At 63.9% G+C, this 24883-nt stretch carries 30 protein-coding genes; 11 read left to right on the top strand and 19 right to left on the bottom strand.

Features of this window, described 5'->3' with window-relative positions; translation table 11 throughout:
* The first annotated feature begins 153 nt into the window (after nt 1-153).
* Nucleotides 154-2694, top strand: a complete 2541-nt coding sequence (locus OQZ28_RS14545) for an excinuclease ABC subunit A (RefSeq protein WP_458136517.1) — start codon at nt 154-156, stop codon at nt 2692-2694.
* A 97-nt stretch (nt 2695-2791) separates the two neighbouring features.
* Here OQZ28_RS14545 and OQZ28_RS14540 read toward each other — a convergent pair whose 3' ends face one another.
* From OQZ28_RS14540 to OQZ28_RS14530, 3 genes are all read right to left on the bottom strand, one after another.
* A complete protein-coding gene (locus OQZ28_RS14540; protein ID WP_458136516.1) occupies nt 2792-4201 on the bottom strand; it encodes a GntT/GntP/DsdX family permease in 1410 nt (469 codons plus the stop codon).
* A 270-nt stretch (nt 4202-4471) separates the two neighbouring features.
* Nucleotides 4472-4696: a hypothetical protein gene (locus OQZ28_RS14535; RefSeq protein WP_458136515.1), complete on the bottom strand. Its 225-nt coding sequence runs from the start codon at nt 4694-4696 to the stop codon at nt 4472-4474.
* A 74-nt stretch (nt 4697-4770) separates the two neighbouring features.
* Entirely contained in the window at nt 4771-5022 is a 252-nt protein-coding gene (locus tag OQZ28_RS14530) for a hypothetical protein (protein WP_458136514.1), read from the bottom strand.
* A 335-nt stretch (nt 5023-5357) separates the two neighbouring features.
* Between OQZ28_RS14530 and OQZ28_RS14525 the strand changes: the two genes are divergently transcribed.
* Nucleotides 5358-5540, top strand: a complete 183-nt coding sequence (locus tag OQZ28_RS14525) for a hypothetical protein (RefSeq protein ID WP_130731163.1) — start codon at nt 5358-5360, stop codon at nt 5538-5540.
* 73 nt (nt 5541-5613) lie between these two features.
* Here the strand turns inward: OQZ28_RS14525 and OQZ28_RS14520 are convergent, their stop codons facing one another.
* Nucleotides 5614-6141 (bottom strand): hypothetical protein, encoded by a 528-nt coding sequence (locus OQZ28_RS14520; RefSeq protein ID WP_458136513.1) that lies wholly within the window; start codon nt 6139-6141, stop codon nt 5614-5616.
* Nucleotides 6142-6290: 149 nt separating this feature from the next.
* On the bottom strand, nt 6291-6902 hold the full coding sequence (locus tag OQZ28_RS14515; RefSeq protein ID WP_242621773.1) for a hypothetical protein: 612 nt from the start codon (nt 6900-6902) through the stop codon (nt 6291-6293).
* Between the two features lie 318 nt (nt 6903-7220).
* On the opposite strand from OQZ28_RS14515, the gene OQZ28_RS14510 reads away from it, so the two are divergent.
* The gene (locus OQZ28_RS14510; RefSeq protein ID WP_458136512.1) at nt 7221-8150 is read left to right on the top strand and encodes a hypothetical protein; all 930 of its coding nucleotides are present in this window, start codon (nt 7221-7223) and stop codon (nt 8148-8150) included.
* 108 nt (nt 8151-8258) lie between these two features.
* Here OQZ28_RS14510 and OQZ28_RS14505 read toward each other — a convergent pair whose 3' ends face one another.
* Both OQZ28_RS14505 and OQZ28_RS14500 read right to left on the bottom strand, forming a co-directional pair.
* Nucleotides 8259-8627, bottom strand: coding sequence for a hypothetical protein (locus OQZ28_RS14505; RefSeq protein WP_458136511.1), 369 nt, complete (start codon nt 8625-8627; stop codon nt 8259-8261).
* A gap of 95 nt (nt 8628-8722) precedes the next feature.
* On the bottom strand, nt 8723-9160 hold the full coding sequence (locus tag OQZ28_RS14500) for a surface-adhesin E family protein (RefSeq protein ID WP_458136510.1): 438 nt from the start codon (nt 9158-9160) through the stop codon (nt 8723-8725).
* Nucleotides 9161-9330: 170 nt separating this feature from the next.
* Between OQZ28_RS14500 and OQZ28_RS14495 the strand changes: the two genes are divergently transcribed.
* Both OQZ28_RS14495 and OQZ28_RS14490 read left to right on the top strand, forming a co-directional pair.
* Nucleotides 9331-10518 carry an aldose epimerase family protein gene (locus tag OQZ28_RS14495; RefSeq protein ID WP_458136509.1) on the top strand — a complete coding sequence of 396 codons (1188 nt, stop codon included), beginning with the start codon at nt 9331-9333 and terminating at the stop codon, nt 10516-10518.
* A gap of 81 nt (nt 10519-10599) precedes the next feature.
* Entirely contained in the window at nt 10600-10773 is a 174-nt protein-coding gene (locus OQZ28_RS14490; protein WP_165399130.1) for a hypothetical protein, read from the top strand.
* Between the two features lie 32 nt (nt 10774-10805).
* Here the strand turns inward: OQZ28_RS14490 and OQZ28_RS14485 are convergent, their stop codons facing one another.
* The gene (locus tag OQZ28_RS14485) at nt 10806-10997 is read right to left on the bottom strand and encodes a hypothetical protein (protein ID WP_061273682.1); all 192 of its coding nucleotides are present in this window, start codon (nt 10995-10997) and stop codon (nt 10806-10808) included.
* Between the two features lie 374 nt (nt 10998-11371).
* Complete coding sequence (locus OQZ28_RS14480; protein WP_165399131.1) at nt 11372-11548, bottom strand: hypothetical protein; 177 nt, start codon at nt 11546-11548, stop codon at nt 11372-11374.
* A 179-nt stretch (nt 11549-11727) separates the two neighbouring features.
* Between OQZ28_RS14480 and OQZ28_RS14475 the strand changes: the two genes are divergently transcribed.
* Nucleotides 11728-11889, top strand: coding sequence for a hypothetical protein (locus OQZ28_RS14475; protein WP_458136508.1), 162 nt, complete (start codon nt 11728-11730; stop codon nt 11887-11889).
* A gap of 100 nt (nt 11890-11989) precedes the next feature.
* Here the strand turns inward: OQZ28_RS14475 and OQZ28_RS14470 are convergent, their stop codons facing one another.
* Nucleotides 11990-12460, bottom strand: coding sequence for a phosphate-starvation-inducible PsiE family protein (locus tag OQZ28_RS14470; protein ID WP_308721424.1), 471 nt, complete (start codon nt 12458-12460; stop codon nt 11990-11992).
* Between the two features lie 259 nt (nt 12461-12719).
* Here OQZ28_RS14470 and OQZ28_RS14465 point away from each other — a divergent pair, with 259 nt between their 5' ends.
* Nucleotides 12720-12896 carry a hypothetical protein gene (locus OQZ28_RS14465; protein WP_165399133.1) on the top strand — a complete coding sequence of 59 codons (177 nt, stop codon included), beginning with the start codon at nt 12720-12722 and terminating at the stop codon, nt 12894-12896.
* A gap of 283 nt (nt 12897-13179) precedes the next feature.
* Here OQZ28_RS14465 and OQZ28_RS14460 read toward each other — a convergent pair whose 3' ends face one another.
* The 4 genes from OQZ28_RS14460 to OQZ28_RS14445 form a co-directional block, all read right to left on the bottom strand.
* The gene (locus tag OQZ28_RS14460) at nt 13180-13536 is read right to left on the bottom strand and encodes a hypothetical protein (protein WP_458136507.1); all 357 of its coding nucleotides are present in this window, start codon (nt 13534-13536) and stop codon (nt 13180-13182) included.
* Nucleotides 13537-13619: 83 nt separating this feature from the next.
* Entirely contained in the window at nt 13620-13952 is a 333-nt protein-coding gene (locus OQZ28_RS14455) for a DMT family transporter (RefSeq protein ID WP_130731169.1), read from the bottom strand.
* A 3-nt stretch (nt 13953-13955) separates the two neighbouring features.
* The gene (locus OQZ28_RS14450; protein WP_242621775.1) at nt 13956-14159 is read right to left on the bottom strand and encodes a hypothetical protein; all 204 of its coding nucleotides are present in this window, start codon (nt 14157-14159) and stop codon (nt 13956-13958) included.
* Nucleotides 14160-14479: 320 nt separating this feature from the next.
* Nucleotides 14480-15562: a restriction endonuclease gene (locus OQZ28_RS14445; protein ID WP_458136506.1), complete on the bottom strand. Its 1083-nt coding sequence runs from the start codon at nt 15560-15562 to the stop codon at nt 14480-14482.
* A gap of 72 nt (nt 15563-15634) precedes the next feature.
* Here OQZ28_RS14445 and OQZ28_RS14440 point away from each other — a divergent pair, with 72 nt between their 5' ends.
* The gene (locus OQZ28_RS14440; protein ID WP_458136505.1) at nt 15635-16276 is read left to right on the top strand and encodes a GDSL-type esterase/lipase family protein; all 642 of its coding nucleotides are present in this window, start codon (nt 15635-15637) and stop codon (nt 16274-16276) included.
* Between the two features lie 98 nt (nt 16277-16374).
* Complete coding sequence (locus OQZ28_RS14435) at nt 16375-16770, top strand: hypothetical protein (protein ID WP_458136504.1); 396 nt, start codon at nt 16375-16377, stop codon at nt 16768-16770.
* Nucleotides 16771-16856: 86 nt separating this feature from the next.
* Here the strand turns inward: OQZ28_RS14435 and OQZ28_RS14430 are convergent, their stop codons facing one another.
* Nucleotides 16857-18512, bottom strand: a complete 1656-nt coding sequence (locus tag OQZ28_RS14430) for a phosphoethanolamine transferase (RefSeq protein WP_458136503.1) — start codon at nt 18510-18512, stop codon at nt 16857-16859.
* A 232-nt stretch (nt 18513-18744) separates the two neighbouring features.
* Between OQZ28_RS14430 and OQZ28_RS14425 the strand changes: the two genes are divergently transcribed.
* The gene (locus OQZ28_RS14425) at nt 18745-19965 is read left to right on the top strand and encodes an NADP-dependent isocitrate dehydrogenase (protein WP_458136502.1); all 1221 of its coding nucleotides are present in this window, start codon (nt 18745-18747) and stop codon (nt 19963-19965) included.
* 64 nt (nt 19966-20029) lie between these two features.
* On the opposite strand, the gene OQZ28_RS14420 is transcribed toward OQZ28_RS14425, so the two are convergent.
* Entirely contained in the window at nt 20030-21289 is a 1260-nt protein-coding gene (locus tag OQZ28_RS14420; protein WP_458136501.1) for a dicarboxylate/amino acid:cation symporter, read from the bottom strand.
* Nucleotides 21290-22257: 968 nt separating this feature from the next.
* On the opposite strand from OQZ28_RS14420, the gene OQZ28_RS14415 reads away from it, so the two are divergent.
* A complete protein-coding gene (locus tag OQZ28_RS14415; RefSeq protein WP_130731257.1) occupies nt 22258-22746 on the top strand; it encodes an Rrf2 family transcriptional regulator in 489 nt (162 codons plus the stop codon).
* Between the two features lie 9 nt (nt 22747-22755).
* Here OQZ28_RS14415 and OQZ28_RS14410 read toward each other — a convergent pair whose 3' ends face one another.
* The 3 genes from OQZ28_RS14410 to bluB form a co-directional block, all read right to left on the bottom strand.
* Nucleotides 22756-23343 (bottom strand): DedA family protein, encoded by a 588-nt coding sequence (locus OQZ28_RS14410; RefSeq protein ID WP_130731176.1) that lies wholly within the window; start codon nt 23341-23343, stop codon nt 22756-22758.
* A gap of 443 nt (nt 23344-23786) precedes the next feature.
* Complete coding sequence (locus tag OQZ28_RS14405; protein WP_458136500.1) at nt 23787-24215, bottom strand: hypothetical protein; 429 nt, start codon at nt 24213-24215, stop codon at nt 23787-23789.
* A gap of 21 nt (nt 24216-24236) precedes the next feature.
* Nucleotides 24237-24881, bottom strand: a complete 645-nt coding sequence (gene bluB / locus OQZ28_RS14400; RefSeq protein WP_458136499.1) for a 5,6-dimethylbenzimidazole synthase — start codon at nt 24879-24881, stop codon at nt 24237-24239.
* Nucleotides 24882-24883 lie beyond the last annotated feature (2 nt).

Here is a 24883-nt window from a genome sequence, read left to right as displayed (position 1 = left end):
AGCCGGGGGCGGCATGCAGTCGCCATCAGCAATTATGTCATGGGTGATAATATACAGGCATGACAGAGGGGGCGCACAGACCCGGCCAGCCGGGTTATAACAGGGCACCCTGCGGCCCCGTGGCCGCCCACTGCATCAAAGGCCCGTTCTCCCATGTCACAGCGCCCCGTTCCCGCTCCTGCGGCTGACCCGTCCACACGGCCCGACTTCGTGCATGTGCGCGGCGCGCGCGAGCACAACCTCAAGGATGTCAGCGTGGACATTCCGCGTGACCGGCTGGTCGTGTTCACCGGGGTTTCGGGGTCGGGCAAGTCCTCGCTGGCCTTCGGCACGCTGTATGCGGAAGCACAGCGGCGCTACCTTGAATCGGTCTCGCCCTACGCGCGCCGGCTGTTCCGGCAGATGCCGGTGCCCGATGTCACGTCCATCGAGGGGCTGCCGCCTGCCATCGCACTCCAGCAGCAGCGCGGCACGGGCACCGGGCGCTCCACCGTGGGCAGCATCACCACGCTGTCGAACCTGCTGCGCATGCTCTATTCCCGCGCGGGGCATTACCCGGCGGGGATGCAGCGGCTGGAGGCGGAATCGTTTTCCACCAACACGCCCGAAGGCGCGTGCCCGCAATGCCACGGCCAGGGCCGCATCATGGACACGACCACCGACCTGCTGGTGCCTGATGACGGCCTCTCCATCCGCGAGCGCGCGGTCGCGGCGTGGCCCACCGCGTGGCAGGGGCAGAACCTGCGCGATATCCTGATCACCAAGGGCGTGGACGTGGACTGCCCCTGGCGCGACCTGCCGGAAAAAACCCGCAACTGGATCCTCTACACCGAGGAAACACCCACCTACCCCGTCTATCCCGGCCTCGACCATGCAGCCGTGCAGCGCGCGATACACGACCACGTGCCCCCTGCCTATAACGGCACCTTTACCGGCGCGCGGCGCTATGTGCTGCACACCTTTGCCACATCGCAGAGCGCCAACATGCGCAGGCGGGCCGAGCGGTTCCTGACCGCAACGCCGTGCCCCACCTGCCATGGCGGCCGCCTCAACCCCGAGGCGCTGCGGGTCACCATCGCGGGGCTGAACATTGCCCAGCTCACCCGCCAGCCACTGGCCACCATTGCCCGCACGCTGGCCCCGCTGGCTGACGGCACGCAGCCACCCGAGCAGGCCCCGCAGGCGGGCGACGCCACCGCCATCGCCGCGCGCCGCATGGCCACCGACCTGCTCGGCCGCATTGCGGTGCTGGAGCATCTGGGCCTTGGCTACCTGCAGGCCGACCGCCCGGTCACCACGCTCTCCCCCGGCGAGTACCAACGCCTGCGGCTGGGCACGCAGATCCGCTCCAGCCTGTTTGGCGTGGTGTACGTGCTTGATGAACCCTCCAGCGGGCTGCACCCCGCCGATGCCCATAACCTGCTCGATGCGCTGGAAGGACTGAAGCAGGCGGGCAACTCGCTGTTCATTGTCGAGCATAACCTCTACCTCATCCGCCGGGCAGACTGGATTGTCGATGTCGGCCCCGATGCGGGCACGCGCGGGGGCGAGGTGCTGTATAGCGGCCTGCCCGAGGGCCTGCGGGGGGTCAAAAACTCCCGCACCGCGCCCTATCTGTTTGCCAGCAATGCGCCGATTGCGGGTACGCCGCGTCCGGCCAAAGCGTGGCTTAAGCTTGCGGGCATTACGTGGAACAACCTGCACGACCTTACGCTCGCAATCCCGCTGGGCACGTTCGTGACCGTGACCGGCCTGTCAGGCTCGGGCAAGTCGAGCCTGGTCAGCCAGGCGCTGCCCGCCATCATGGCGCATGCGCTGGGGCAGAAACTGCCCGATGCGACAGACCCCGACACCATCGAGGACATGCCCGAAGGCACGCCACAGGGGCAGGTTACGGAAGGTGTTAAAAAAATCAGCCGGCTGGTCATGATCGACCAGAAACCCATCGGCCGCACCCCGCGCTCCAACCTTGCCACCTATACCGGCCTGTTCGACACGATCCGCCAGATCTATGCCGCGACCGACCTGGCCAGGTCGCGCGGGTATGACGCGGGTCGTTTTTCTTTCAATCTGCCAAAAGGCCGCTGCCCCACCTGCGAGGGTGCGGGCTCGGTGATGGTGGAGCTGCTGTTCCTGCCCAGCGTGTATTCCCCCTGCCCCACCTGCCACGGCACGCGCTACCGGCCCGAGGTGCTGGAAGTGACCATAGGCGGCAAGTCCATTGCCGATGTGCTGGCCATGACGGTGGATGACGCCGCTGCCTTCTTTGCGCACAACCCGGCCCTGTCCGCCACGCTCGCCACGTTGCAGCAGGGCGGCCTTGGCTACCTGCGGCTGGGGCAGCCCGCCACCGAGCTTTCGGGCGGCGAGGCGCAGCGCATCAAGCTTGCCACCGAGCTGCGCAAGCAGCGCCGGGGCCATACGCTCTACATTCTTGATGAACCCACCACTGGCCTGCACCCTGCCGATGTGGACCGGCTGCAGGCCCACCTGCAGTCACTGGTGGATGGCGGCCACACCGTGGTGGTGGCCGAGCACGACATGCGGGTGGCAGCCAGGAGCGACTGGATCATCGACATGGGGCCGGGCGCGGGCGACGGGGGCGGCACGATCGTGGCTGCGGGCACGCCGCATGACGTGGCCCGTGCGAAAGGCAGCGCTACCGCGCCCTTCCTGCTGCCGCTGACCGGCTGATTTGCAGAGTAAAAGTTTTTGGTGAAGCTTTTTTCAAAAAGCTTTGAAAAGAACGCCGCCTTTTTGAAAAAAGGCGGCACTCAAAAACTTTTATCTTTTACCCTGCCGAGGCGGGTAATACGCCCCACAGCGCCGCAACACCTGCAAAGACCAGCAGCGATGCCACCAGCGTCATGAGACTCCAGCTCCGCAGCCCCTCGCGCACGCTCACGCCGCACAGGCGCGTCACGATCCAGAACCCCGCATCGTTCACGTGCGACAGCGCCATGCCCCCCGCCCCCATGGCCAGCGCCATCAGCGCCAGATGGGTCTGGTCAAGGTGCAGGCGGCCAATCATGGGGCCAAGGATGCCCGCCGTGGTCATCAGCGCCACCGTGGTCGGCCCCTGGGCTACGCGCAGGATCATGGTCAGCACGAAGGCCAGCACCAGCAGCGGCAGGCCGGTCGCGGCCAGCAGGCCGCCCAGCGCATCGCCCACGCCGCTGCCCACCAGCACCTGCGCAAACGCGCCCCCCGCCCCGGTAATGAGGATGATGATGGCCGTGCCCGGCAGGGCGGCCGCCACGACATCAGACACGGTAGCCAGCGCCATGCCGCGCCGCAGCCCCAGCAGCCACGCGCACAGCAATACGTCCAGCCCCAGCGCCACGAAGGGAATCCCGGCAAAGACCAGCAGGGTGCGCACCCGCCCCGGGGCCATCAGTTCGCCCGCCAGCGTGCCCGCCACCATCAGCACCACCGGCACGGCGATGACGCCCAGGATCTCGCCTACGCTCACCGGGCTGCGCGCGGTGGCCTGCATGAAGGTACCCGCCGCGTCATCAGCCGTATCCTGCCCCTGCGCAGGTGCACGGGCCTCATCCACCACGGCGCGGATATCGGGCGCGCAGCCCAGCGGTTGCGCCATGATGGGCCGGGTCAGCACATAGGTCAGCACCGTGGCCACGGCTGCCAGGGGCAGGCCCAGCAGCAGCATGTGCCCCGCCCCCACGCCCAGCGCCGCCGCAACCGCCACGGCACCGGGGTGGGGCGGCAGCAGGGCATGGACGGTGAGCATGGTCACGGCCATGGGAATGCCGAACACGGCGGGCACGCGGCCCGTCTGCCGCGCCATGCCATAGACCAGCGGCATGAGCATGATCACGCCAACCTCGAAAAACACAGGAATGCCCACGCCAAAAGCGGCAATGACCAGCGCCAGCGGCACATGGGCGGAGCCTACGCGGCGCACCAGCGCATTCGCCACGGTGGCCGCCCCGCCCGAGAGGTCAACCATGCGCCCGATCATGGCCCCGAACGCCACGATAATGGCGATATGGCCCATGATGCGGCCCATGCTGCCCTGAATGGCATCGGCCAGCCTGGCCACGGGCATGCCGGTAAGCAGGGCCACCGCCACGGCCACCACCAGCAGGGCGACGAAGGGATGCAGCCGGAGTTTGAGGATAAGCAGGAGCAGGACGGCAATGGAGCCTATGCCGGTCAGGATCAGCGCGAGCGGAGTCATGGGGCGGTCCCGTGCGTGAGAGTGGCCAGTCTCGTCCAGCCAAACGCGCCTTTTAAGGGGCAGCCATGCAAGAAAGCAACAACCTTGCACAGAGACCCCGCAAAGCCAGCTCCCGCCACCCCTGCCATGCCGGAACCCTTGCCACCGCCTGCGGCCCTGCCACCTGCCGAACCGGGCACGCAAACACGCTCCCGACGGGCAGGATGTGCCCGGCCGTCACCTGCGGGCAGGAAGGTTACGTGGGCCATGATGCCCGGAACAAAGGGGCTTTTACTTCAACTTTTTTATGACGCCGGATTCATGGAGGGTAATTTTTCCAATCCTGTCGCTGCCCCGGGCGTTGCAGACCAGCTCCTGCGTGGCGGGCGAGAGCGTGCAGGTGCCTGTTGCCTTCTCATCATGGGACTGGCCATTGGTCACAACCTGAATTCCGTTGATGTTCTGCCCGATCGCATGATTTTCGCTTGCTGCGGCGGAAAAGAAACCAAAAATCAAGACCTGCCTACTGTTGTTCCAGAATATTCCGTTCTAATGAAAAACCTGTTGTTTATACTATACAAAGATACATTTCAGGTATCAGATCGATCGTTTCCATTCTTGTATTCTATAAGGAAATTGCATTTTTCATGCGTTGCAATGGAAAGCAGGTTTTTTATGTCCGGGTTGGCAAGGGCTGCCCTGATCTGGGGCACGGCCAGTTCTTCACTTGGCGTTTGCGCATAAACCGGCGACGCAACAGCCAGGCAGGGCGCTGCCATGATCCATTGATGAAAATGCATGAACTGTCCTGTTAGCCCATCCATTAAGAACAGCCAGTCCATACGCTGTTCAAGGCAGACGCAGCCCTGTTGTGCTGGCAATGCTGCCAGTTGCGGCCCGCAGCAGGACAGCCGTCCCCGCGCGAATCACCCCAGGCTGGAACCAGAGGCGCAGACTGACCCGCCTGCCCCATCCGGCGCAGCAGGACCGCCCTGCATGCAAAACATACGGGCGTGAAAAATGGCCTGAAAACCGGGGTTTTTCCGCCCCCCGGGTTGCATGCCCCATGCGCCGCCGCTTTTCATGCTTGACAGCGTGCCGCCGTGTCTCCATTACGCGCCACCGGTCACGCACCGCAGTCGCTTTTTTGGGCCCTAGCGCCCCGGGACGTCACGCCATGGCAATCATGCTCAATCCATCCCTGTCGCCCGCGCGCAGCCCGGCCACACGCCGCGCCATGACGCATGTGACAACCTTCATCCGCGAGGCCTGGATCGTGCCGATGGTGGTCATGGGCAGCGTGCTGTGCGGGGGCGTGTTCACCCTGCTCTCGCACCTGCTGGGCCACGCGGCGGGATAAAAAAACGCCGCCCCGGTGCAGTAGGGCGGCGTCTTTCAAAAATGGCATCGGCTTCCGGGCTGAACCAGGGTGCTCAGCGGGCGGCCTGCCGCATGGGGTGGCGGGTGTCACCCTTTTTGGGGGCGGGTTCCGCCAGCCAGTGAATGCGGACCTGACGCAGCTCGAAATTGCGCTGGCCCTGCACGCCCATATCCCCAAACGGGTCATAGACCACGCCGGTCACATCGGCACGGCACTGCTCGTGCTGGCCGGTATCCCCACAGATCTGCTGTGCCTTGCGAAAGGAGGCTTCCTCCATCGTGGGGCCATCGAGCGGTATGGCGCCGTTCCAGTCCACCTTGCCCGGCAGGTCGGCAATACGGAAGGTGGCGCAGTCCGCCCCGCCCGAATTGGCGGAGGTAATGGTGCACCCCTCGATACGCACGGGCTTGCCCACATACTGCGCCGCCTGCGCCTGGAAGGAGGCGACATCAAGCGTGGGTGGCGGTACGGGCGGGACGCCATGCCCCCTGGGCTCGCGGGCCATGGCGGGTGTGGCCGCCACGCCGGTGGCCATGAAAGCCAGCCCGGCCAGCGCACCAAGATGAAAACGTCGCCTCACGTCGTGTCGTCCTTCCGTCAAGAAATCAGCCTGCGGCTTGCATTCGGCAAGGCCATTTTTGCCATAGACACGCGGTTTGTGACCACAACGCAACGTGCGGGCAGCCATGCATGCGCGGCTGGACGGCGACTGGACGGTCGGTCAGACGATCAGAACGGTGAGGATTTCTGCCCCGCACCCTGGCCGAGATCGGCAAAATGCTGGGTTTCAGCACAGCCACGAAAGCGGTCGAGCACGGGAACGCTGCCCGCGAGATTGACGCTGAGCGGCGGGTGGTCGCCAAAGCGCACCACCGCAAGATGCTGGTGGGCCATGGCGTCGAGCAGGCTGGTCATGTCGGCTGCGGGCATGGTGGCAGCCAGCGTCGTGGCGTCATTGGCCTGCATGTGAAAGACATGCGTATAGGCGCCGACCGTTACCGTCATGTCGCCTTTTTCGCCATTGGCCAGGGTCCAGTGATCATCCGCGCTGCGCACCTGCAGCGAGTCGGCATCAGCGCGGAACATCAGAATCTCGCTTTCCGACCCGGCGATGCACAGGTCGGTATGCACCCCGGCATCGGGCGTGTGATGGATGGCGACCCAGCCGCCACCATGTTCATCAACGAGCATCTGCGACGGGCTGGGGCTGCTGTTTTCATCCTGCGGCTGCATGGCCACCGGCATGGCATGCGCCGTGTTGTCATAGGACTGCGCCCACGCCCCGCCCGGCAGGGCAAGACAGGCCAGGCAACCCAGAAGAACCTTAAATTTCGTGCTCACTTTGCGACAATCCCATTGCAACAAGGACCGACGAATCGGAATGGTGGACGGTTTCGGCATCACCCAGGCGTGATGTTGACATATATTGTCATAATTATGGATAAGGAAAGGGGTTTGCCCAACCCATGCTACAAAGCATGTCTTTCCGCCTGCCCGATGCGTGCCACGCAGGCGCGCATAATAATACTAAAGAAGATTTTCATTTTCGCGCCCGGACACGGCCGCCGTGCGTGCGCGGCATTGGCCTGCGGGCGCGGGGCCGTTATCATGCGGTTCGCCCACACTGTTTTTTCATGGATCTGGAAGGAAAAAGCCGGGATGCGCCTGTTACCTGCTGCCATCCTGGCAATCGGAACCCTTTGCGCCACAACACAGGCTCGCGCCGCCGATCCTGACTGGATCTTTGCCAATAGCGGCCCCGGCGGGCAGCCCATGATCATATCGCACCAGGGCACGCTTGATGTGATGTTCTACCGATCGGCCAGCGGCACGCTGGGCATTGCCTTTCACCAGCGTCATGGCAGGTACCGCAACCCCAAGGGCGTGGAAACCGCCATGGCGATGATCGGCAAGTTCACCGTCGCCCTCCAGACCTTCCTGACCGGCCAGAAATGGGACACGGCGGGCGGCGACCTCAAGCCCGACACCGTGCCCGACATGATCAATGCGCTCAAAAACGCCAGCACCGGCGCGCTCATCCCCTTCGAGCATGATCCCGTTTCGTTTTCGCTCAAGGGTGCCATGCCCGCCCTTGAGGACCTGGCCCATTACGCGATGGCCCATGGCGAGAGCCTGCCGCCCCCGCTGCAACCAGCCGCAGCCGCCCCCCCGACCCAGCCGGGACTGGACATAGAAAAACTGGCCCACCACCCCTATGACACCCAGCACGGGCGCAAGGTGGCGCTGCCGCAATACGACATTGCCGCCAACTGCGACCGTGCCCATGTGGAAATGCTCGATACGGATGGCGAATGCGTCGGCGCCGAGCAGAAAAGCCAGGCCACGCTCGGCGCGCACTGGACCGGCTATGACAGCGACCTGCGTGGGGCATGCCTGTCCTTGGTGAATGATCCGGGCCGGCTGGAAAAATACCAGGCCCTGCTCATGTGCCTCTCGCGCTATCAGGATGACCGGCGGCAGTGGCAGCTCGTATCAGGCTCAAGCGGCAGCGATGACATCCTGCCCGCCAAGAACGCGACCGCAACGCCACAGGCCGCGACAGGACAGATCCCTGACCAGAAACGATAAAAGTTTCTTCTGACACTTCTAAAAAAGGTGGCGCCCGGAAACTTTCATGACCTGAAAGCTGCGGCGGTTACAGCCATGCAACCTGCCCGTAGCACAGGCGTTGACCTGTCAGTTCGCCGTATTGTCGCGCCGCAGCGCCTGTATGAAAAAGATCACGCCGCTCAGCAGCAACCCGAACAGAATGACCAGCGGCTGCACGTAAAGCACGACCAGCACCACGAACAGCACAAGAAGGGAGCCGTATTTCAGCTTGCGGTCCTCGTTCGAGAACAGGTCGATAAACCCGTCTGAAATCAGGCGCAGGGCGGAATCGCTGCCTGCCGGGGTCACACTCAGACCCTGCTGCTCCAGCCGCTGCATGAAGGCGCGCGCCTGCTCGCGCGCGGCGGGGGTAAGGGCCGGGGGTGCCGCGTTCCCCTCCAGCGCCGTCGCCACAGCGTCAATCACATGACTGTCCACAACCGCCTGATCGCTCATTTTTATCTGTTCCCTAAGCCATGTGGTGCGTAAGCCCGTGGCCCGTCCACCCGTTTATCCACATTATTTACCGTTTTATCCACAGGGATGGAGACTCACTCCCCCTCGCCATGCGTGACCTTGCCGCAGGCAATGCGGCGTCCGTCGCGCAGGGAGGGGTCGACCGTCATTTCGCCACGCGGCACCGGGCCATCGGCAATACGGTGCCCCGTGCCCATGTGCCCCGACCAGGTGGAATAGGCCATTGTGCGATAGGTATCGCCCGCGCAGTTATAGACGACGGAAAACCGCACCGAGGCAAAAGGCAGCCCGTGGCGGATCATGTCCTCGTCAAAATCCTGGATGAACGTGGCAGAGGAATGGGTGCCACGCGCCTGCACCGAGGCAAGGTCGATATATTCGTTCACCTTATTCTGGTACGGCGGCAGTTTCTGCAGGTTCGCCGCCACGTGCGGGGCGGGGGAGACAGCTTCCTGCGCCAGTGCCGCCCGCGCGCCGCCCGCCAGGCCAGCACAGGCGAGTCCTCCGGCCATCACTGCCAACACTACCCTGTATCCCATTGTCTCCCTTTCATATGCATGTGCGATGTCCATGCATGCCAGACCCCACATCACGAGACTGTTTTGCAGGATCATGCCAGTAGCGGCAAGACAAACCACCCGCAAACACGTCGCATATCGCTTCGCGCTGACAGGAAGCCGCCATGCAGGCCCTTTTTTCACGCATGAACGCCGCCCTGTTCGCGGCCACCCTGCTCTTGGCCAGCCCGGCCCTGGCGCAGCCTTTGCCCGCGCCCACTTTGGCCCGCGCGCCATTTGGCGCAACGCCCGATGGGCAGGAGGTGGAGCGCTTCACCCTGGCCAATGCGCACGGCATGCGCGTGCAGGTGCTGAGCTATGGGGCCATCATTTCCGCCCTTGAGGCGCCAGACCGCACCGGCCATGTCGATGACGTGGTGCTGGGCTTCCCCACGCTGGCGGGCTACACGGTGGACAGTGCCCGCGGTGGCCTGTTCTTTGGGGCAACGGTCGGGCGCGTGGCCAACCGCATTGCCCACGGCACCTTCATGCTGGAAGGCCAGCGCTACCATATTCCCCCCACCAAGGGCACGACCGCGCTGCATGGCGGCCGACGGGGGTTTGACAAACAGATGTGGACCGTGGAGGGCACGGAGCTTGCCGCGGATACCGCCAGCGTAACCCTGAAGCTCGTCAGCCCCGACGGGCAGGAAGGCTTTCCCGGCACGCTGACCACGCATGTCACCTTCGCGCTCAACACGCGCAATGAGCTTTCGCTGCACTACCGCGCCACGACGGACCGGCCCACGGTCGTCAACCTGACCAACCACAGCTATTTCAACCTGGGCGGCGAAGGCAGCGGCACGGTGGAAAACCATGTGCTCCAGCTCAATGCCGATGCCTACACGCCCACCGATGCCAACGCGCTGCCGCTCGGCACCATCGCCCCCGTGGCGGGCACGGCGCTTGATTTCCGCACGCCACAGCGCATCGGCGCCCACCTGCGCGACAGCATGCCCCAGATGCTTCATGCCCACGGCTATGACCAGAACTGGGTCATCAACCCCGCCCATGCCGCAACACCGGTGCCTGCGGCCCGGTTGCGCGACCCGGCATCGGGCCGGGTGCTCGAGGTGCTGACCACCCAGCCCGGCATGCAGGTCTATACGGCCAATTCCCTTGATGGCGCCTATGCCGGGCCTTCAGGCCGCACCTACCGGCAGGGCGACGGCATAGCGCTTGAAACCCAGCATTACCCCGACAGCCCCAACCACCCGGACTTCCCTTCGATCGAACTGCGCCCCGGCCAGACATATGATGAAACAACCATCTACCGCCTTGGCGTGGAACCGGTTTCAGCCTCCACCCCTTAAAGATACGGGGAAAGGCTTTGATTCCGGCACCAATATCCTTACATACCTCGCCATATCGTGATCGAAGGACGCAAACCCTCAATGAAAAAAATTACCGTTCTGCTGCTTCTCGCAACGCTGGCAGCCTGCCAGTCCGGCCACCCGCCCAGCGATGCCGACCAGAGCGGCGGCGTGGGCGGCATGACCGGCTCGCCCGGCCAGGACTCGCCCGATGACGGACCGGGCGGCTCAGGTGGCCCCGGCATGGGTAACTGAGGGGCGGCCAGGCCCGGCGCCCTGGCGGGCGCTCAGTCGCGCCCGCCGCTTATGTTGATGATTCCCAGCCCCAGCAGGCCCAGCCCCGCAAGTCCCTCGGCCACCATCCATGAGATGGGGCCAATGCCGTCAGCCGTCATGCCGCGCACCAGCACGCCCACGCTGCCCATCATCAGCAGCAGGGACACGATGGTCCCCCATTTCACAATCTTGCCGCGGTTCATCAAATCTCTTCGCTGTCTGTCAGTCCGGTTCCCGGCGTAGCCGGTTTTCGTACTTCTATCACCATGTGGGCGCAACCGTCCAAACCCGGCATGCGCGGCGGCAATGCGCCTGCCGCGCAACGGCGCATCACTCATGCAGATGTGATACCCGCCCCGACCGCTTTCATGCTTGCATTTCGTTACAGGGATAACGGGCTGGCCCCTTAGGCCCACCTTCCTGTGCAAAAGCATTCAAGGAGCACGGCCATGCAGATACTGACAGCCCCCGCGCCTGGCGCCGAATGGCCTGGCCGCATGATGGACCTGATGCGGACCTGCATGGCCTATCCATACGCCTTCCTGCGCCTGTGGGATGGAGACTGACCGCAGCCCCGTCATTCGTGGCGCAGGTCGCTGGCCGAAAACCAGGCATCATTGCCGGTTTTGTCATTGCGCACGCGCACCTGCCCGTTTTCTATCATCTCCACGATGGCGCCCTTGAAGCCGCGCTGCTCGGGCCTGACCGCAGCATCATCCTTCACCACCACGATATCGCCGTCCTTGAAATCCATCAGCCCTTACTCCTTTCCCTCATGCGCGTTGAAATCCTGACGCGCATCATGCCAGCGCCCCTGCGCGCTGCAAGCCACTGATCCGCCACGGCATACCACATCCGCGCAAAAAACAGGTTGTGCCAGTCCCAATCCATTCCGACATGAACGGAAACCACCTTTTTTTATGGAGCCCGTTCATGTCCGCAGACCATCGCATGCCGTCCAATACCGATCTCGAGCGTGAACTCGAGCAGGTGCGCCGCGACCACGCCATCGCGCTCAAGGACCGCCCCGAACATGCCCATGCGCTTGCCGCACGCATGAAAAAGCTTGAAGACGACCTTGCCCGCGCAAAATAAGACCTGAAAAGATAAAAGTTCCTGGTGAAGCCTTTTTCAAAAAGCTTCGTAAAAAACGCCGCCTTTTTAAAAAAGGCGGCACCGAAAAACTTTTATTCTTCTACTCTTCAGGCGTGGTGGGTGCCGTGGCACCGGGCGTGGGCGCGCGCACCAGCCAGTAGACAATGCCCAGCGACAGCACGGCGGCCGACAGGGCCAGCAGTTCCATCACATCGACTTCCTTGAGGTCGATGACGATGAACTTGCGCACCGTGGCCAGCATGCCGATCAGCAGCACCGAGCGCATGCGGATCATGCTGTGCGGCTGCGCATCGGGCAGCACCAGAATGGAATGCTTGAACTCAAGGGCAATCAGCACGGTAAAGAACATGCCGAAAATGCCCTGCAGCACCTCCGGGCTGGTCGGGTTCAGCCCCGAGGTCAGCACCATGCGCCCCACCGCCACCACTACATGCACAAGCGAGGTGCCCGCGATCACCACGATCAGCAGGGTCAGGATGAGCATCACCCCCTCCTCGAACAGGTCGAACAGGCGGGCCATCTGAAAGAAACCGGGCAGGCGTTTCATCATATGCGGGGCAGTCTCCTGGCTGGGGGTGCTGACGGCAGTCATGCCGCGCCATGAAAAGCAGCCCTTGTAACAAGCTTACCCCTGGCTGTGCAAAACCGGCGGCAGGACCCCTGTATCAACCGCCGCCATGTCAAGATTGCGCCGCGGCATCCTGCCATGCAGGGACGGGTCTGGATGACGGGCCCGCGCCACCCCATCTATGGTGGAACGGACACCGCCGTGTGTCCCTGATACACACCATGAAGAACAGGATGCCATCATGAGCAAAGCCGTACCGACCGGACCCGACGCACAGGGCAAATTCGCGCTTGAGATCAACATCGGTGGCCTGACCGGCAGCATTGCCGGGTTCAGCTCCAAGATGGAAGCGGAAGACTACGCAACCTCGCTGCTGCGCCGCGTCAAGGAACTCGCCAAGGCCGACGGCCTGAAATAAGCAGGCAGGCCGGGATGGGAAGGCCAGACCTTCTCCCCCGGCCATCCTCCTTCCACATGGCGGGAAAGGAGGGAAGAAAGCCGCGTTTTCTGAAGATTTTTGAAAAAAACTTCGCCCAGAACCCCTTTATGTGAAAAAACGGAACCACGGTTTCCCCACGCCCTTGCATGCGCGTGAAAAGACCGGAACAGTCGCCTTAGTGCATTCATAGCGCCCCGCAGGCCCAGACCCTGCCCCCGCAATGACAATAAGGACGATTTGCCCCATGAAAAAACTGACCCGATCACTCTGCGTACTGGCTGTAGCCAGTGGCCTGAGCGCCTGCGTGGACGGCCCGCGCGGCGGCTATTATGGCGGATATGGTGGATATGGCGGCTACGGTTACGGCGGCTACTATAATGGGTATGGCGATTATTATGGCGGCGCGCCGGAATACATAGGGCGCGGCGGCGGGCCCCGTGGCGGCGGCTTTGGCGGTCCCCGCCGGGGTGGTGGCGGTGGCCCCTTCATGGGCGGCGGGCCGGGCCGTGGTCCTGGCGGTGGTGGTCCGGGTGGCGGCGGGCATGGGGCCGGTGGCCCTGGCGGACCCGGCGGCGGCGGGCATGGGGCCGGTGGCGGTCACCGCCGCTGAGCGTGACATGGGCTGGCTCCCTGCGGAGCCAGCCTTTTTTAACGGACCGCCTTCATCAACGCTTTTTGCAAAAAAAACCGCGCCCCAGGCCCTTATCCGTGCTGCCCTGCCCCTGAAAGCAGGTTCATGACCAGCACGCCACACACGATCAGGGCCATGCCCGCAATGGCGGCCAGATCGAGCTTCTGCCCCAGCACCACGCGGCAGACCAGTGTAATGAGCACCGTGCCAATACCCGACCAGATGGCATAGGCCACGCCGGTGGGAATAACCCGCAATGCCAGCGACAGCGCATAGAACGCCACCCCATACCCCACCACCGTCACGCATGATGGACCCAGCCGCGTAAAGCCGCTGGACAGGGTCAGGCAGAATGTTGCCGTAACCTCCGCCACGATGGCGATGACCAGATAACAATACGCCACCACTCAATCCCCTGCGGGTGGCGTGGCGCGCGGGGGCAGGCCGCGCAGGCGGGCGCGTGGCGCGCGCGGCGGCGGGGGTGTTTCATCGCGAATCGCCACGGCGTCCTGCCCCCTGGCCTGCAGGGCGGCGGCAAAGCGCTGCACGTGCGTCCATTGCGCGCCAGCATAGAGCTCACGCCCGTCCAGCATCACCCGATGTCGTCTCAAGCCCTGATCCTGTCCTGTTTCGTTCCTGCCTGTAGATGGGGATGGCCGCCCTGCGGCGCAACCGCGGCACAAAATGGAACCAGTTTTCAGGAAACCTTCGCTTTTACGAAACGATTCATGTATGAAGAGGATAGGAGGTATGATCCATGAGCAACTCTGCACGTATGATCGCCCATCTGCTGATTACGGTCCGGCTGAGCACGCGCAACCGGCCTTCTCCCACAGTTTCCCAGCCTGCAAAGGACTGAGCGCCTCACCCGCAGGATGGGGCGCGCGAGCGGGCAGGCGGGCCCGTGTCATGTTATGACACAATATGTCCGTCATGCCTTCTTGCGCGCCCGCGCCAGCCGGGCGGCAAAGGCGGGCAGTTCATCATGGTGCAGCAGGAACACGTTGTTGGAGCGCGCAAGCTGCCGCGCCGGAATCGTGTAATCCGCATTCGAGACCACGGCCGCCACATCGGCATGGTAATGCAGGCGGGCGGCTGCAATCTGCTGCACGGCCTCGTTGCCCACCGCGTTGCGGTACAGCTTGCACTGCACCACCAGCCTGACAGGACCATGCACGGCAATGACATCCGCCCCCTGGTCACCGCCCGGCGGGGTGGCATGGGCATCCCAGCCACAGCCCCGCAGGCGGGCGGCGCAGTACCGCTCATAGGCGATGGGGTCCATGTCGGGTGAAAAGCCATCGGTGGGTTCGCTGCCCGAAGGGGCCTGACGCGCCACCTGATCGACCAGCGCCAGCACGGGCCGGGCGAGGGCTGGCCACAGCCCCTCCAGCTTTCTGCCGCGCAGGGCGGGCTGGATGATTGTCTTGACGAATTCGGCCTGCTCGCGCTCCCACTTCGTGGTGCGCTCCACCCCATAACTGTTGAACTGCACCAGTTGCCTGCGGCGGATGCGCAGGGCCTCGGCATGGCGGCGCACCAGTTGCCCGCACAACTGCCACGCCCGCCTGCGCCGCCACCATCGCGCGCCATAGCGCAGCACGGGCCACAACAGCACCGCCACACCGCCCGCCAGCACAAGCCGCCACACCCCCGATGGCAGTGCTGCGGGCGCGGCACCCGCTACACGCACGGCACTGGCGGCAAAATACAGGGGCGCGCTCCCCCGCCGCACCGGCAGGGCGCGCAACCGCACCACGGCGCCATTATCGCGCGTGCCCAGTAACTGCCATGTTCCCGCCCCGTCAGCGCGCTGGCAATGCAACTGGGCCAGCGCCTGCCCGTAGGCCGCGGCAGGCATGGAAAGCGGCAGTTCCGCTACCCGGCGCAGGCTGGCCGCCTGCGTGCACCCTATGGCGTCAGGCGCGACCTGATAGGAGGTGGGGGCTGCCAGCGCGGACACGGGGGCCAGTAGAAGCCACAAGCCCAACCATGGCGCGATGCCTGCCCGCATTTGTATTCCTGCTCCCCTGCATTCGTGGCACAGCCAGTCTAAAACGTGAGAACAAAATAAGAAAGTAGAGAAATGCCAGTGCCTTCGCCCAAGGCCCGGGCCTATCATGCCCGCATGCGACTCTGCTTTATCGGTGACAGCTATGTCACGGGAACGGGCGATGAAACCTGCCAGGGCTGGGCCGGTCGGCTTTGCGCATGCGAGCGGCAGGCCGGGCACGACCTCACCCTCTACAACCTTGGCGTAAGGGGCCAGACCAGCCACGACATTGCGCTGCGCTGGCAGGCTGAAGCGCAGGCGCGGCTGCACGGGCGCGATGATGGCGGCATTGTCCTGTCCTTCGGGGCCAATGACGTCATGCCCGATGCCGCAGGCCAGCCCCGGCTTGCGCACGCCGACAGCCTGCACGCCACCGAACGGATCCTGCACCAGGCCCGCAGCAGGTGGCCAACCCTGATGATCGGCCCCCCGCCCGTGGGGCGGCCCGGCCCCGACCAGCGCACCCGCGTGCTGGAGCAGGCCATGGCGGCATCATGCAGCCGGGCTGGCGTGCCCTTCCTGTCCGTCTGGGCGCCGTTGCTGGGCAGCGCCCCATGGTGTGGCGGGATTGCCCGGGGTGATGGGCTGCACCCCGGCGGAGCAGGCTACGACGTGCTGGCCCGGCTCGTGCGGGACTGGCCTGCGTGGCGGGATCTGATGGCCGCACCGCCATAGAAAACGCATATCCCCATTCCCCTTGGCAGGAACCGGCATTATGGCCACATAAGGCGCGCAGCCCCATGCCGCGCTTTTTCGAATGAAGGCATACAGACATGAACAAGATCATCACCTGTGCCCTGCTGGGCACGCTGGCCGTAGCCTGCGTGCCCGCCGCCCGCGCCGACGTGCCCGAGGCGGAACTGAATTCGCTCTACATCCGCCCCGAGGTGCAGCTTCCCGCTCCCGCGCTGACCTTTCCCGCCTATCCGGTAGTGGATGACTGCACCACCGAGTTTGGCGACGAGGTGACCAATGCCTGCGTCACGGCGGAAAAGGAACGCGCCCTGGTGCTGCAACCCGCGTGGGAGGAATACAAGGACAGCGACAAGATCGGCTGCCAGGAGGACGTCACGCACATCCGCCACATCCAGCTCTATCGTGACCTGGCCTACTGCCTGGACAAGCGCCGCTATGACGCCTGGCGCAAGGACCACCCCAACGGCAAGTAAAAGGCCTGAAAAAAGTTAAAAGTTTTTGGGTGCCGCCTTTTTTCAAAAAGGCGGCGTTCCTTCGAAGCTTTTTAAGTCATCGCCGGTTAATCACGCGCGATATGACAGCTCTGGTCATCATGGCTGTGGTCGTAATCCACGTTCTGGTTGGCGGCACTATCGCCATGCACGATCCGGCGCGGGCGGGCGGGGTCGGCTGACAGCACCGACAGGCTGCGATCCAGCCCCACATAGGCCAGCCCCGCCGCCTCAAGCACGCTGGCGGGCATGCTGGCCAGCGTAAACGGCGCATGCACATTGGCGCGCGCGGCCTGCATGGCCGGGGCGTGGGCAGCCTGCCAGCCAGGCGAGGCCCAGAAATAGAGCGGCACTTCATAGGCTGCGCGCACATCGCCATGCGCGGGGATGCCGCCTGAGCATTCATTTACCCGCACCCCATGGTCCGGCACGTAGAACAGGGCAGATTCACCCCCATGCGCCTGCAGGCTAGCCTGTACGCGGGCAAGGATATGGTCGGTATAGGCGATGCTGTTGTCATAGGCGCTGCCCAGATGGGCGAAGCCTGGAGGGGCGCGATCCGCCGCATTCTCGTGGCTGCCAAACAGGTGCAGCACGACCAGCACCGGCCCCTTCGCCCCGGCAATGGCCTGATCGAACACGGGCAGCATCTGTTCATCAAGCACGGGGCGGCCCATCACGCCGCCCCGCACGGTGGTATAGGCGATATGGTGCGCCTGCTCCGAATAGGCGCCGATCACGCTGTCATACGGGCCAAGGCGGGGGTGGTTGCTGATCCACCACGTATCGAACCCCGCCGCATTGAACACCGAGACAAGGTCATGCCCCGGCACGGACCCCGGCCGCAGCCGGTCATAGCCTGACAGGATGACCGGCACGGCACCCACCGTGTAGTCAAAGGGCGTAACCACATTGTCAAAGCGCAGCAGGCCGGGCAGGTGGTCCATTTCAGGCGTGGTGGGCAGGGCGTAGCCAAAGCCGTGATGGTGGTCGCGGCGCGCGCTCTCGCCAATGACCAGCACGATCACCTGCCGCGCACCGGGTGCGGGCGGGGTGAGAAACTCGACCGGCTCATGGCTGATGCCCCGCGCCATGGCGGTTACGCGCCATGTCTCGCGCCTTGCTGCCGCATAGCCGGTCAGCAGGCTCCACGGCCAGGCGCGGTCGAAATGGGCATGGATGGCCACCAGCGGGTTCTCCGTGCCCGCACGGGTGGGGGGCAGGCTGTGCCACAGCCGCATCACGGGCACCACCAGCACCGTCACCAGCACCGTCACCGCGCCCAGACGCCACCGGCCCGGCCACGGCACCACCACCCCGCGCGGGCGCGACAGGTAAAGGGCGGCCAACCCCGACCACAGCACCGCCCACGCGCACAGCCATGGCAGCACCGGGGCGACATAGCCCATCACTACCGGCACCGAGCAGTAGAACAGGATCAGCCATAACGGATAACCCGGCGGCACACCGCTGATATGGATGTAATACAGAGCCCCCGGCAGCAGCACGACGGCAGGCAGCAAGGCCGCCAGCAGCACCCGCCTGCTGTTGCAGGCGAGTGCGATCACCCCCCACAGCATGAGCGCGCGCGCAATGCCCTGCAACGCCGTGCAGGCGGGCAGCAGTGCCAGGCCAGCCATCAGCCCCAGCAGCGCATCGGGCCATGCCTGCCGCCATGAGCGCGACCGATGCAGAAACCTGCGCGGAGGGGAGAGCCTGTTCATTGCCCCTTCATGCCACGGGCACACACAGGCGGGTAGACCCGCGCGCAATGGCGGCAAACGGCCCCGCGCCGCGGGGCTGGCACGTTTGTGAACGAACCGGCATGCGGCAATGCTTTTTATCGTCCGGGCACGCGCCTAATAATGCGGGCCGCCGGGAGGGCCCGCGCAGACGGGCGCCACAAGAAAACACCCTTCAAAAAAACCAGATTCAACAAAGGCACACAGACGTACCATGGCAAAGATCAAGGTCAAGAATCCCGTTGTCGAGATGGATGGCGACGAGATGACCCGCATCATCTGGCATTTCATCCGCGAGCGGCTGATCCTGCCCTATCTCGACATCGACCTGAAATATTATGACCTCGGCATCACCCACCGCGACGAAACCGATGACCGCGTGACCGTGGACGCCGCCGAGGCCGTGCGCCGCTACGGCGTGGGCGTGAAATGCGCCACCATCACCCCCGACGAGGACCGGGTGAAGGAGTTTGGCCTGAAAAAGATGTGGCGCTCGCCCAATGGCACCATCCGCAACATCCTTGATGGCACCATCTTCCGCGAGCCAATCATCTGCACCAACGTGCCGCGCCTCGTGCCGCACTGGACCCAGCCCATCGTGATCGGCCGCCATGCCTATGGCGACATCTACCGCGCGGCCGAAACGCGCATTCCCGGCCCCGGCAAGGTCACGCTGCGCTATACCCCGGCCGATAGCGGCCCCGAGCAGGTGCTTGACGTGCATGACTTCAAGGGCCCTGGCGTGGCCCTTGGCATGCACAACACCCGCGCCTCGATCGAGGGGTTTGCCCGCGCCTCGCTGGCCTATGGGCGCGACCGCAGGCTGCCGGTCTACCTGTCCACCAAGAACACCATCCTCAAGGCCTATGACGGCATGTTCAAGGATGTGTTCCAGGAAGTGTACGAGCGTGAGTTCAAGGCCGAGTTTGAAAAGCTGGGCCTGACCTACGAGCACCGCCTGATCGATGACATGGTGGCCTGCGCGCTGAAGTGGAAGGGCGGCTATGTCTGGGCGTGCAAGAACTATGATGGCGACGTGGAAAGCGACATCGTGGCCCAGGGCTTCGGCAGCCTTGGCCTGATGACCTCGGTGCTGCTCAACCCCACGGGCGACGTGGTGGAGGCGGAAGCGGCCCACGGCACCGTGACCCGCCATTTCCGCGAGCACCAGAAGGGGCGGCCCACCAGCACCAACCCCATCGCCTCGATCTTCGCCTGGACGCGCGGCCTGGCCTATCGCGGCAAATTCGATGACACGCCCGATGTCACCCACTTCGCCCATACGCTCGAGCGCGTATGCATCGAGACGGTGGAGGGCGGCCAGATGACCAAGGATCTCGCCCTGCTGGTGGGCAAGGACACGAAATGGCTTGATACCCAGCCTTTCCTTGACGTGCTGGACGAAAAGCTGCGCGCGGCACTGGCCAAGGCATAAAACAGAAGTTTCCGGATGCCGCCTTTTTTCAAAAAGGCGGCATTCTTTTGAATCTTTGCAGGGGTTACGCCCCCTCCTCCAGCGCGTGATCGGCCAGTTCGCCTTCCCACCGGGCCGCGACGGCGGCGGCGTAGCCATTGCCCAGCACATTGGTGGCCGTGCGCGCCATGTCGAGAAAGTGGTCAATGCCCAGGATCAGCGCCAGCCCCGCCTCGGGCAGGCCGAACTGCGGCATGACGGCCGCCAGCGTGACAAGGGCGGCGCGCGGCACGCCCGCAATGCCCTTGCTGCTCAGCATCATCACCAGCACCATCGCGATCTGCTGGCCTACGGGGATGTGGATGCCATAGGCCTGCGCAATGAACAGCGCGCCGAAGGACTGGAACAGCACCGAGCCATCAAGGTTGAAGCTGTAGCCCAGCGGCAGCACGAAGCCGCTGATGCGGTCGGGCACGCCAAACAGCTCCAGCCGCTCGACCAGCAGCGGATAGACCGCCTCGCTGCTCGCGGTGGCGAAGCCAAGCAGGATGGGCTGGATCAGCAGCTTCGCCAGTGCGAACACGCGCCTGCCCAGCACGCAGAAGGTCATGGTGGTCAGCAGCACCCACAGCACGCCCAGCGTGCCGTAGAACTTGCACAGGAACACGCCAAACATGCCTAGGATGCCAACGCCGCTATGGGCCACGCTGCCCATGACCGAGCCGAACACGGCCACGGGGGCGGCATACATCACCATATCGGTCATGCGCAGCATGATGCGGGCGAGTTCGGCGGTCCAGGGCAGGATCATGCGCTGCGCCCCCTTGCCGGCCGCGGGCAGGGCCAGGCCAAACAGGACAGAGAACACCACGATCTGCAAAATGTCGTTGCGGCCCATGGCATCAAAAATGCTGGTGGGCACCACATGCAGCACGAACTCGACCGGATCGAAATGTGCATGCGCCAGGCCCGTATCGCCCACGCCCTGCGGCACGGTAAAGCCTATGCCGGGCTGGAGCAGGTTGGCGGCCAGCAGGCCGGTCACGAGCGACAGGAAGGAGGCGACGATGAACCACAGCAGGATACGCCCGCCAATGCGCATCACCTGCGTGCCATCGCCAAGGCTGCCAATGCCCGACACAAGGGTGGCAAAAACCAGCGGGGCAATGATCATGCGCACAAGCCGCAGGAACAGCCCCGTCAGCAGGGCTGCGCAGCGGGTGGCGGCCTCGGCCGCAGCCGGGCCCGCCGCATGCAGGCCCAGCCCCACGACCACACCCAGCAGCAGCGCGACCACAATGGCGCGCGTGCGCCCGCTGGCATTACGTTTTACGGGCTCGGCCAAATCAACAATCCTGCTGCCATTCATCAGAAGATAACGCCGCAAGTAACGCACGCCCCCCCGGTTTTGCAAGGTAGGCGTGCAACACCCCTCTGGTCGGCGTGCAGGCAGGGCAGCATAAAAAAACTGTTATACCCATACCCCCTACCTTTCTGGACAGAATGCGATTATAGGGATGTTCCTGTGAAATTATGCACCTGATGCATTATCTCCTCCCTGACCCAAGGGCGCACCAGGACGGGAAAGGCGGAATAAGGCGGACGGACATGCGTGCAGGATAGCCAGCCACTGGCCGGGGAGGCTTATGGCCCCCAGGCCAGATGTATCACCACGGATCAGGCGGGATGGTACGCATCAGGCGCGCGCAAAAGTAGTGCGAATCGCATTTCAAGATGCAGATCACATGACAGACAAGGCTACGGGCGTGCAGGAATCCCTGCCACGCGGGTGGTGGGGTTCAGCAGTCTGTGCCTGTTTTCTGGTGGTTTTCCTTAGTTTTTTTAATATTATCTCAATGCCGCAGCGCGCATGCGGGCCCCTGCCAGGCCCCGGTCCGGCGCATGGAAACGCACCTCCTGCCACCACTGACGCCGACGCTTATTGCTCACCCTAATCACTCGCATGATGAAATCGTGTGTCAGCCTCCCTTCCTTTCCCCACCCGGGCAGGAAGCGCAACGAGAGACTTAAGATATCAAGTCATTGGAAATATGATATTTAATTCTGGAAAACAGGGCTTTTCCCATGCTGGCTCACAAACCGGAATCGCTTGTGAGGATAGAGGCAGGATGATGGCGGTTATCTGTTACTTCAATCACATTGTCGTGATACTATAGCACCGAATTTGTCGCCTTTAAGCGCAATCAAGGCCCCAAAACCAAGGGTTGGAGAGGATTTCGCCCATTAATATGCATTCATTATGCAATTTATAGAGGTCTGTTTCTGCTCATTCACGCCATGCTAGCTATCGGTATGCGCCTGACCCTGCACACCGATTATGCCTTACGCACGCTATTATACATGGGATTGCATGCCGACAGGCGTGTCTCGATCCATGAGATCGCCAGCGCGTATGACATTTCCGAGAATCACCTTGTCAAGGTCATCCACCGGCTGTCGCGCCTTGGGCTGGTTGATGCGCGGCGCGGTCGTGGCGGTGGCCTGATCCTTGGCCATCCCCCCGAGGATATCCGCATTGGCGATGTCGTGCGCCAGACCGAGGATGACCTGCAACTGGTCCATTGTGAACCCAGCCACGCCGATGGCAGCTGCTGCATCCTTTCGGAGATGTGCAAGCTGCGCGGCGTGCTCTCTATCGCGCTGGGCGCCTTCATGAGCGTGCTGGACGCAACAACACTGGCCGACCTGCTGCCAGATCATGAACGCCCGCATCTGCTCGCACGCCTGCCCGGCCCGGCCCAGGTGCAACAGACACAGCAGCCATTGGCCAAAAGCGCCTGACCATAACGGTCAGGCGGCCTGTGTTCCGCCCCCCGCATTTTCCGCCTCGGCCTCACGCAGGGCCTGCGCGGTCAGGCGCTGTTCATTGCGGCGCAGGAACACGGCACTCGCCACAAGCCCCACCGCAACCGCAAGGCCAAGCCCGATACTCGCGGGCCCCGATACCTGCGTGACCTTGCGGCCCAGGTAATACGCCCCGGTGGCGTACCCCCCTGCCCAGCACAGCCCACCCAGCGCATTAAAGATCATGAAACGCGGCCAGGGCATGTGGTTGGCGCCGGCCAGCAGCGCCACGAAAACACGCAGCAGGGCGATAAAACGCCCGAAAAACACGATGCCACTGCCATGGTGGCGGAACAGGAAGCGGCCAAGCAGCAGCCTCTGCGGCGTAAGCTTGATGCGGCTGCCATATTTCTGCAGCAGCGGCAGCCCCACCCTGCGCCCGATCATGTAACCGATATTATCGCCAATGACGGCGCCCATCACGGCGGCAAGGGCCACCCAGCGGATATCGAGCCGGTGGGTGGCGGCACAATAGACGGAGGCGGAAATGATCAGCGTCTCGGCAGGCAGCGGCAGGCCCATGCTTTCCAGCATGACAATGAAAGTAATGACCCCATAGCCATAATGCTGGAACAGGTATTCGAAATGATGCAGCAGCGTTCAGTCCTCCGTGCCGGGCAGGTCATCATGATTTCTTAGCGGAACATAGACAGGGCATGCCCGGACCAGATACGCGATACAAAGCCGCAAGGTGCCTGTACCCCCGGCCTGAAATCCGGTCGGTACAATGGGTGAAACAGGCGCAAGGCAAAACCGGATTTAACGAATATCTGCCACCCGTTTTTTCAACCATCCATTAAGATGGCCCATAATACCGGCCCCGTGATACGGGCCAGCCCCATGTAACCGCGCCATGAATACACAAGAACCGGCAGCGTTGGCCCTTACCTGGCATGCCTGCCCCTCATGCACGCAAGCAGAGCCGCTCCTTTACAAGGGCGATGTCAGCGCGTGATGCCAGCTCCAGCACCGCATCATCATAACCGGACAGATCTTAGCCAGTCGTGGCCAGGGCGATGGCGGTGCATCTTCCACACAACGGCCTGCCGCGCGCTGCCCGCCACCCGGCTTTTCGAGATCAGGCACACGAGGCCATCACCGCTGCCCTGCTGCTTCTCCCATAACGCAAAAACCGCATCGGAAAACCCAAGGGCGGCCAGCAGCACATGGGTCCGGTACCAGTCTTCCACATGCAGGCAATTGACCCAGCATTCCCGCCCCGTCCCATCAGGGCTGGCCTTGCCCGCGGGCAGGGCCGTGCGTGCGCGGCAATAGGCCAGGTACGTGCATTCCCCTTCGTTTACAATGCCCGCATCCAGCACCGGGGCGAAACGACGCGCCACCTGCAGCGTGGCATGGGCAGGCACCCGGGCCAGGGTGCGCAGCATCCGCTCATTGGCACGCATGGGTAACGCCCCGCCTGCCGCCTAGCGCCGGATCCACTGCCGCCGCTCGGGCGCGCGGCGTTCCCAGCCGCGCCGCTCGAGTTCGGGGGTGCTGGCGGGAGCCGCCGGGTAGCCCACGCACAGATAGGCCACGAGTTCGAGTGCGGGGTCCATCTCCAGCACGGCCGCAACCCGCCCGGGGTCGATGATCGAGACCCAGCCCACCCCCACCCCTGCCGCGGTCGCCGCCAGCCAGAAGGTATGGATGGCCATGACGGTGGACCAGGTGGTGGTCTGCGGCATGGTCGCCCGCCCCAGTCCGCGCCCCTGGGCGGGATCGGGGTGGGAGAACACGGCCACATGGTGGGGCGCATCATCCAGCCCGGCCAGTTTCAGCCGCGCGTAGCGCAGGGCATCCGGCCCGTCACGGTCGGCCAGGGCGGCTTCGTTGCAGCAGGCAAAATCAGCCCGGACCGCAGCCCGCCGGGCCGGATCATCCACGCGCACGAAGCGCCACGGCTCGCTCAGCCCGACCGAGGGCGCAAGGCAGGCGGTGCGCAGCAGGTCATCGAGCACGGATTCGGGCACCGGGTCGGGGCGGAAATGGCGCACATCACGCCGCCAGCGCAGCAGGTCGCGCAACTGGTCCATGAAGGGCGATGGAAATTCCGGCGGGGTAGTGGTCATGC

Source organism: Komagataeibacter sp. NFXK3 (assembly GCF_054182245.1).
Note: the sequence above shows the minus strand (reverse complement) of the source record. Positions and strands in the feature narration are given on the sequence as shown.

Bases quoted from the DNA above. Each gene is read 5' to 3' on its own strand.
- OQZ28_RS14495 (WP_458136509.1), top strand. From the start codon at position 9,331: ATGCAGGCCCTTTTTTCACGCATGAACGCCGCCCTGTTCGCGGCCACC.
- bluB (WP_458136499.1), bottom strand. From the start codon at position 24,881: ATGACCACTACCCCGCCGGAATTTCCATCGCCCTTCATGGACCAGTTG.
- OQZ28_RS14490 (WP_165399130.1), top strand. From the start codon at position 10,600: ATGAAAAAAATTACCGTTCTGCTGCTTCTCGCAACGCTGGCAGCCTGC.
- OQZ28_RS14500 (WP_458136510.1), bottom strand. From the start codon at position 9,160: ATGGCCGGAGGACTCGCCTGTGCTGGCCTGGCGGGCGGCGCGCGGGCG.
- OQZ28_RS14430 (WP_458136503.1), bottom strand. From the start codon at position 18,512: ATGAACAGGCTCTCCCCTCCGCGCAGGTTTCTGCATCGGTCGCGCTCA.
- OQZ28_RS14510 (WP_458136512.1), top strand. From the start codon at position 7,221: ATGCGCCTGTTACCTGCTGCCATCCTGGCAATCGGAACCCTTTGCGCC.
- OQZ28_RS14415 (WP_130731257.1), top strand. From the start codon at position 22,258: ATGCGCCTGACCCTGCACACCGATTATGCCTTACGCACGCTATTATAC.
- OQZ28_RS14545 (WP_458136517.1), top strand. From the start codon at position 154: ATGTCACAGCGCCCCGTTCCCGCTCCTGCGGCTGACCCGTCCACACGG.
- OQZ28_RS14530 (WP_458136514.1), bottom strand. From the start codon at position 5,022: ATGGACTGGCTGTTCTTAATGGATGGGCTAACAGGACAGTTCATGCAT.
- OQZ28_RS14425 (WP_458136502.1), top strand. From the start codon at position 18,745: ATGGCAAAGATCAAGGTCAAGAATCCCGTTGTCGAGATGGATGGCGAC.
- OQZ28_RS14445 (WP_458136506.1), bottom strand. From the start codon at position 15,562: ATGCGGGCAGGCATCGCGCCATGGTTGGGCTTGTGGCTTCTACTGGCC.
- OQZ28_RS14525 (WP_130731163.1), top strand. From the start codon at position 5,358: ATGGCAATCATGCTCAATCCATCCCTGTCGCCCGCGCGCAGCCCGGCC.
- OQZ28_RS14540 (WP_458136516.1), bottom strand. From the start codon at position 4,201: ATGACTCCGCTCGCGCTGATCCTGACCGGCATAGGCTCCATTGCCGTC.
- OQZ28_RS14475 (WP_458136508.1), top strand. From the start codon at position 11,728: ATGTCCGCAGACCATCGCATGCCGTCCAATACCGATCTCGAGCGTGAA.
- OQZ28_RS14440 (WP_458136505.1), top strand. From the start codon at position 15,635: ATGCCAGTGCCTTCGCCCAAGGCCCGGGCCTATCATGCCCGCATGCGA.
- OQZ28_RS14485 (WP_061273682.1), bottom strand. From the start codon at position 10,997: ATGAACCGCGGCAAGATTGTGAAATGGGGGACCATCGTGTCCCTGCTG.
- OQZ28_RS14505 (WP_458136511.1), bottom strand. From the start codon at position 8,627: ATGAGCGATCAGGCGGTTGTGGACAGTCATGTGATTGACGCTGTGGCG.
- OQZ28_RS14470 (WP_308721424.1), bottom strand. From the start codon at position 12,460: ATGATGAAACGCCTGCCCGGTTTCTTTCAGATGGCCCGCCTGTTCGAC.
- OQZ28_RS14435 (WP_458136504.1), top strand. From the start codon at position 16,375: ATGAACAAGATCATCACCTGTGCCCTGCTGGGCACGCTGGCCGTAGCC.
- OQZ28_RS14465 (WP_165399133.1), top strand. From the start codon at position 12,720: ATGAGCAAAGCCGTACCGACCGGACCCGACGCACAGGGCAAATTCGCG.
- OQZ28_RS14460 (WP_458136507.1), bottom strand. From the start codon at position 13,536: ATGTCACGCTCAGCGGCGGTGACCGCCACCGGCCCCATGCCCGCCGCC.
- OQZ28_RS14480 (WP_165399131.1), bottom strand. From the start codon at position 11,548: ATGGATTTCAAGGACGGCGATATCGTGGTGGTGAAGGATGATGCTGCG.
- OQZ28_RS14410 (WP_130731176.1), bottom strand. From the start codon at position 23,343: ATGCTGGAAAGCATGGGCCTGCCGCTGCCTGCCGAGACGCTGATCATT.
- OQZ28_RS14405 (WP_458136500.1), bottom strand. From the start codon at position 24,215: ATGCGTGCCAATGAGCGGATGCTGCGCACCCTGGCCCGGGTGCCTGCC.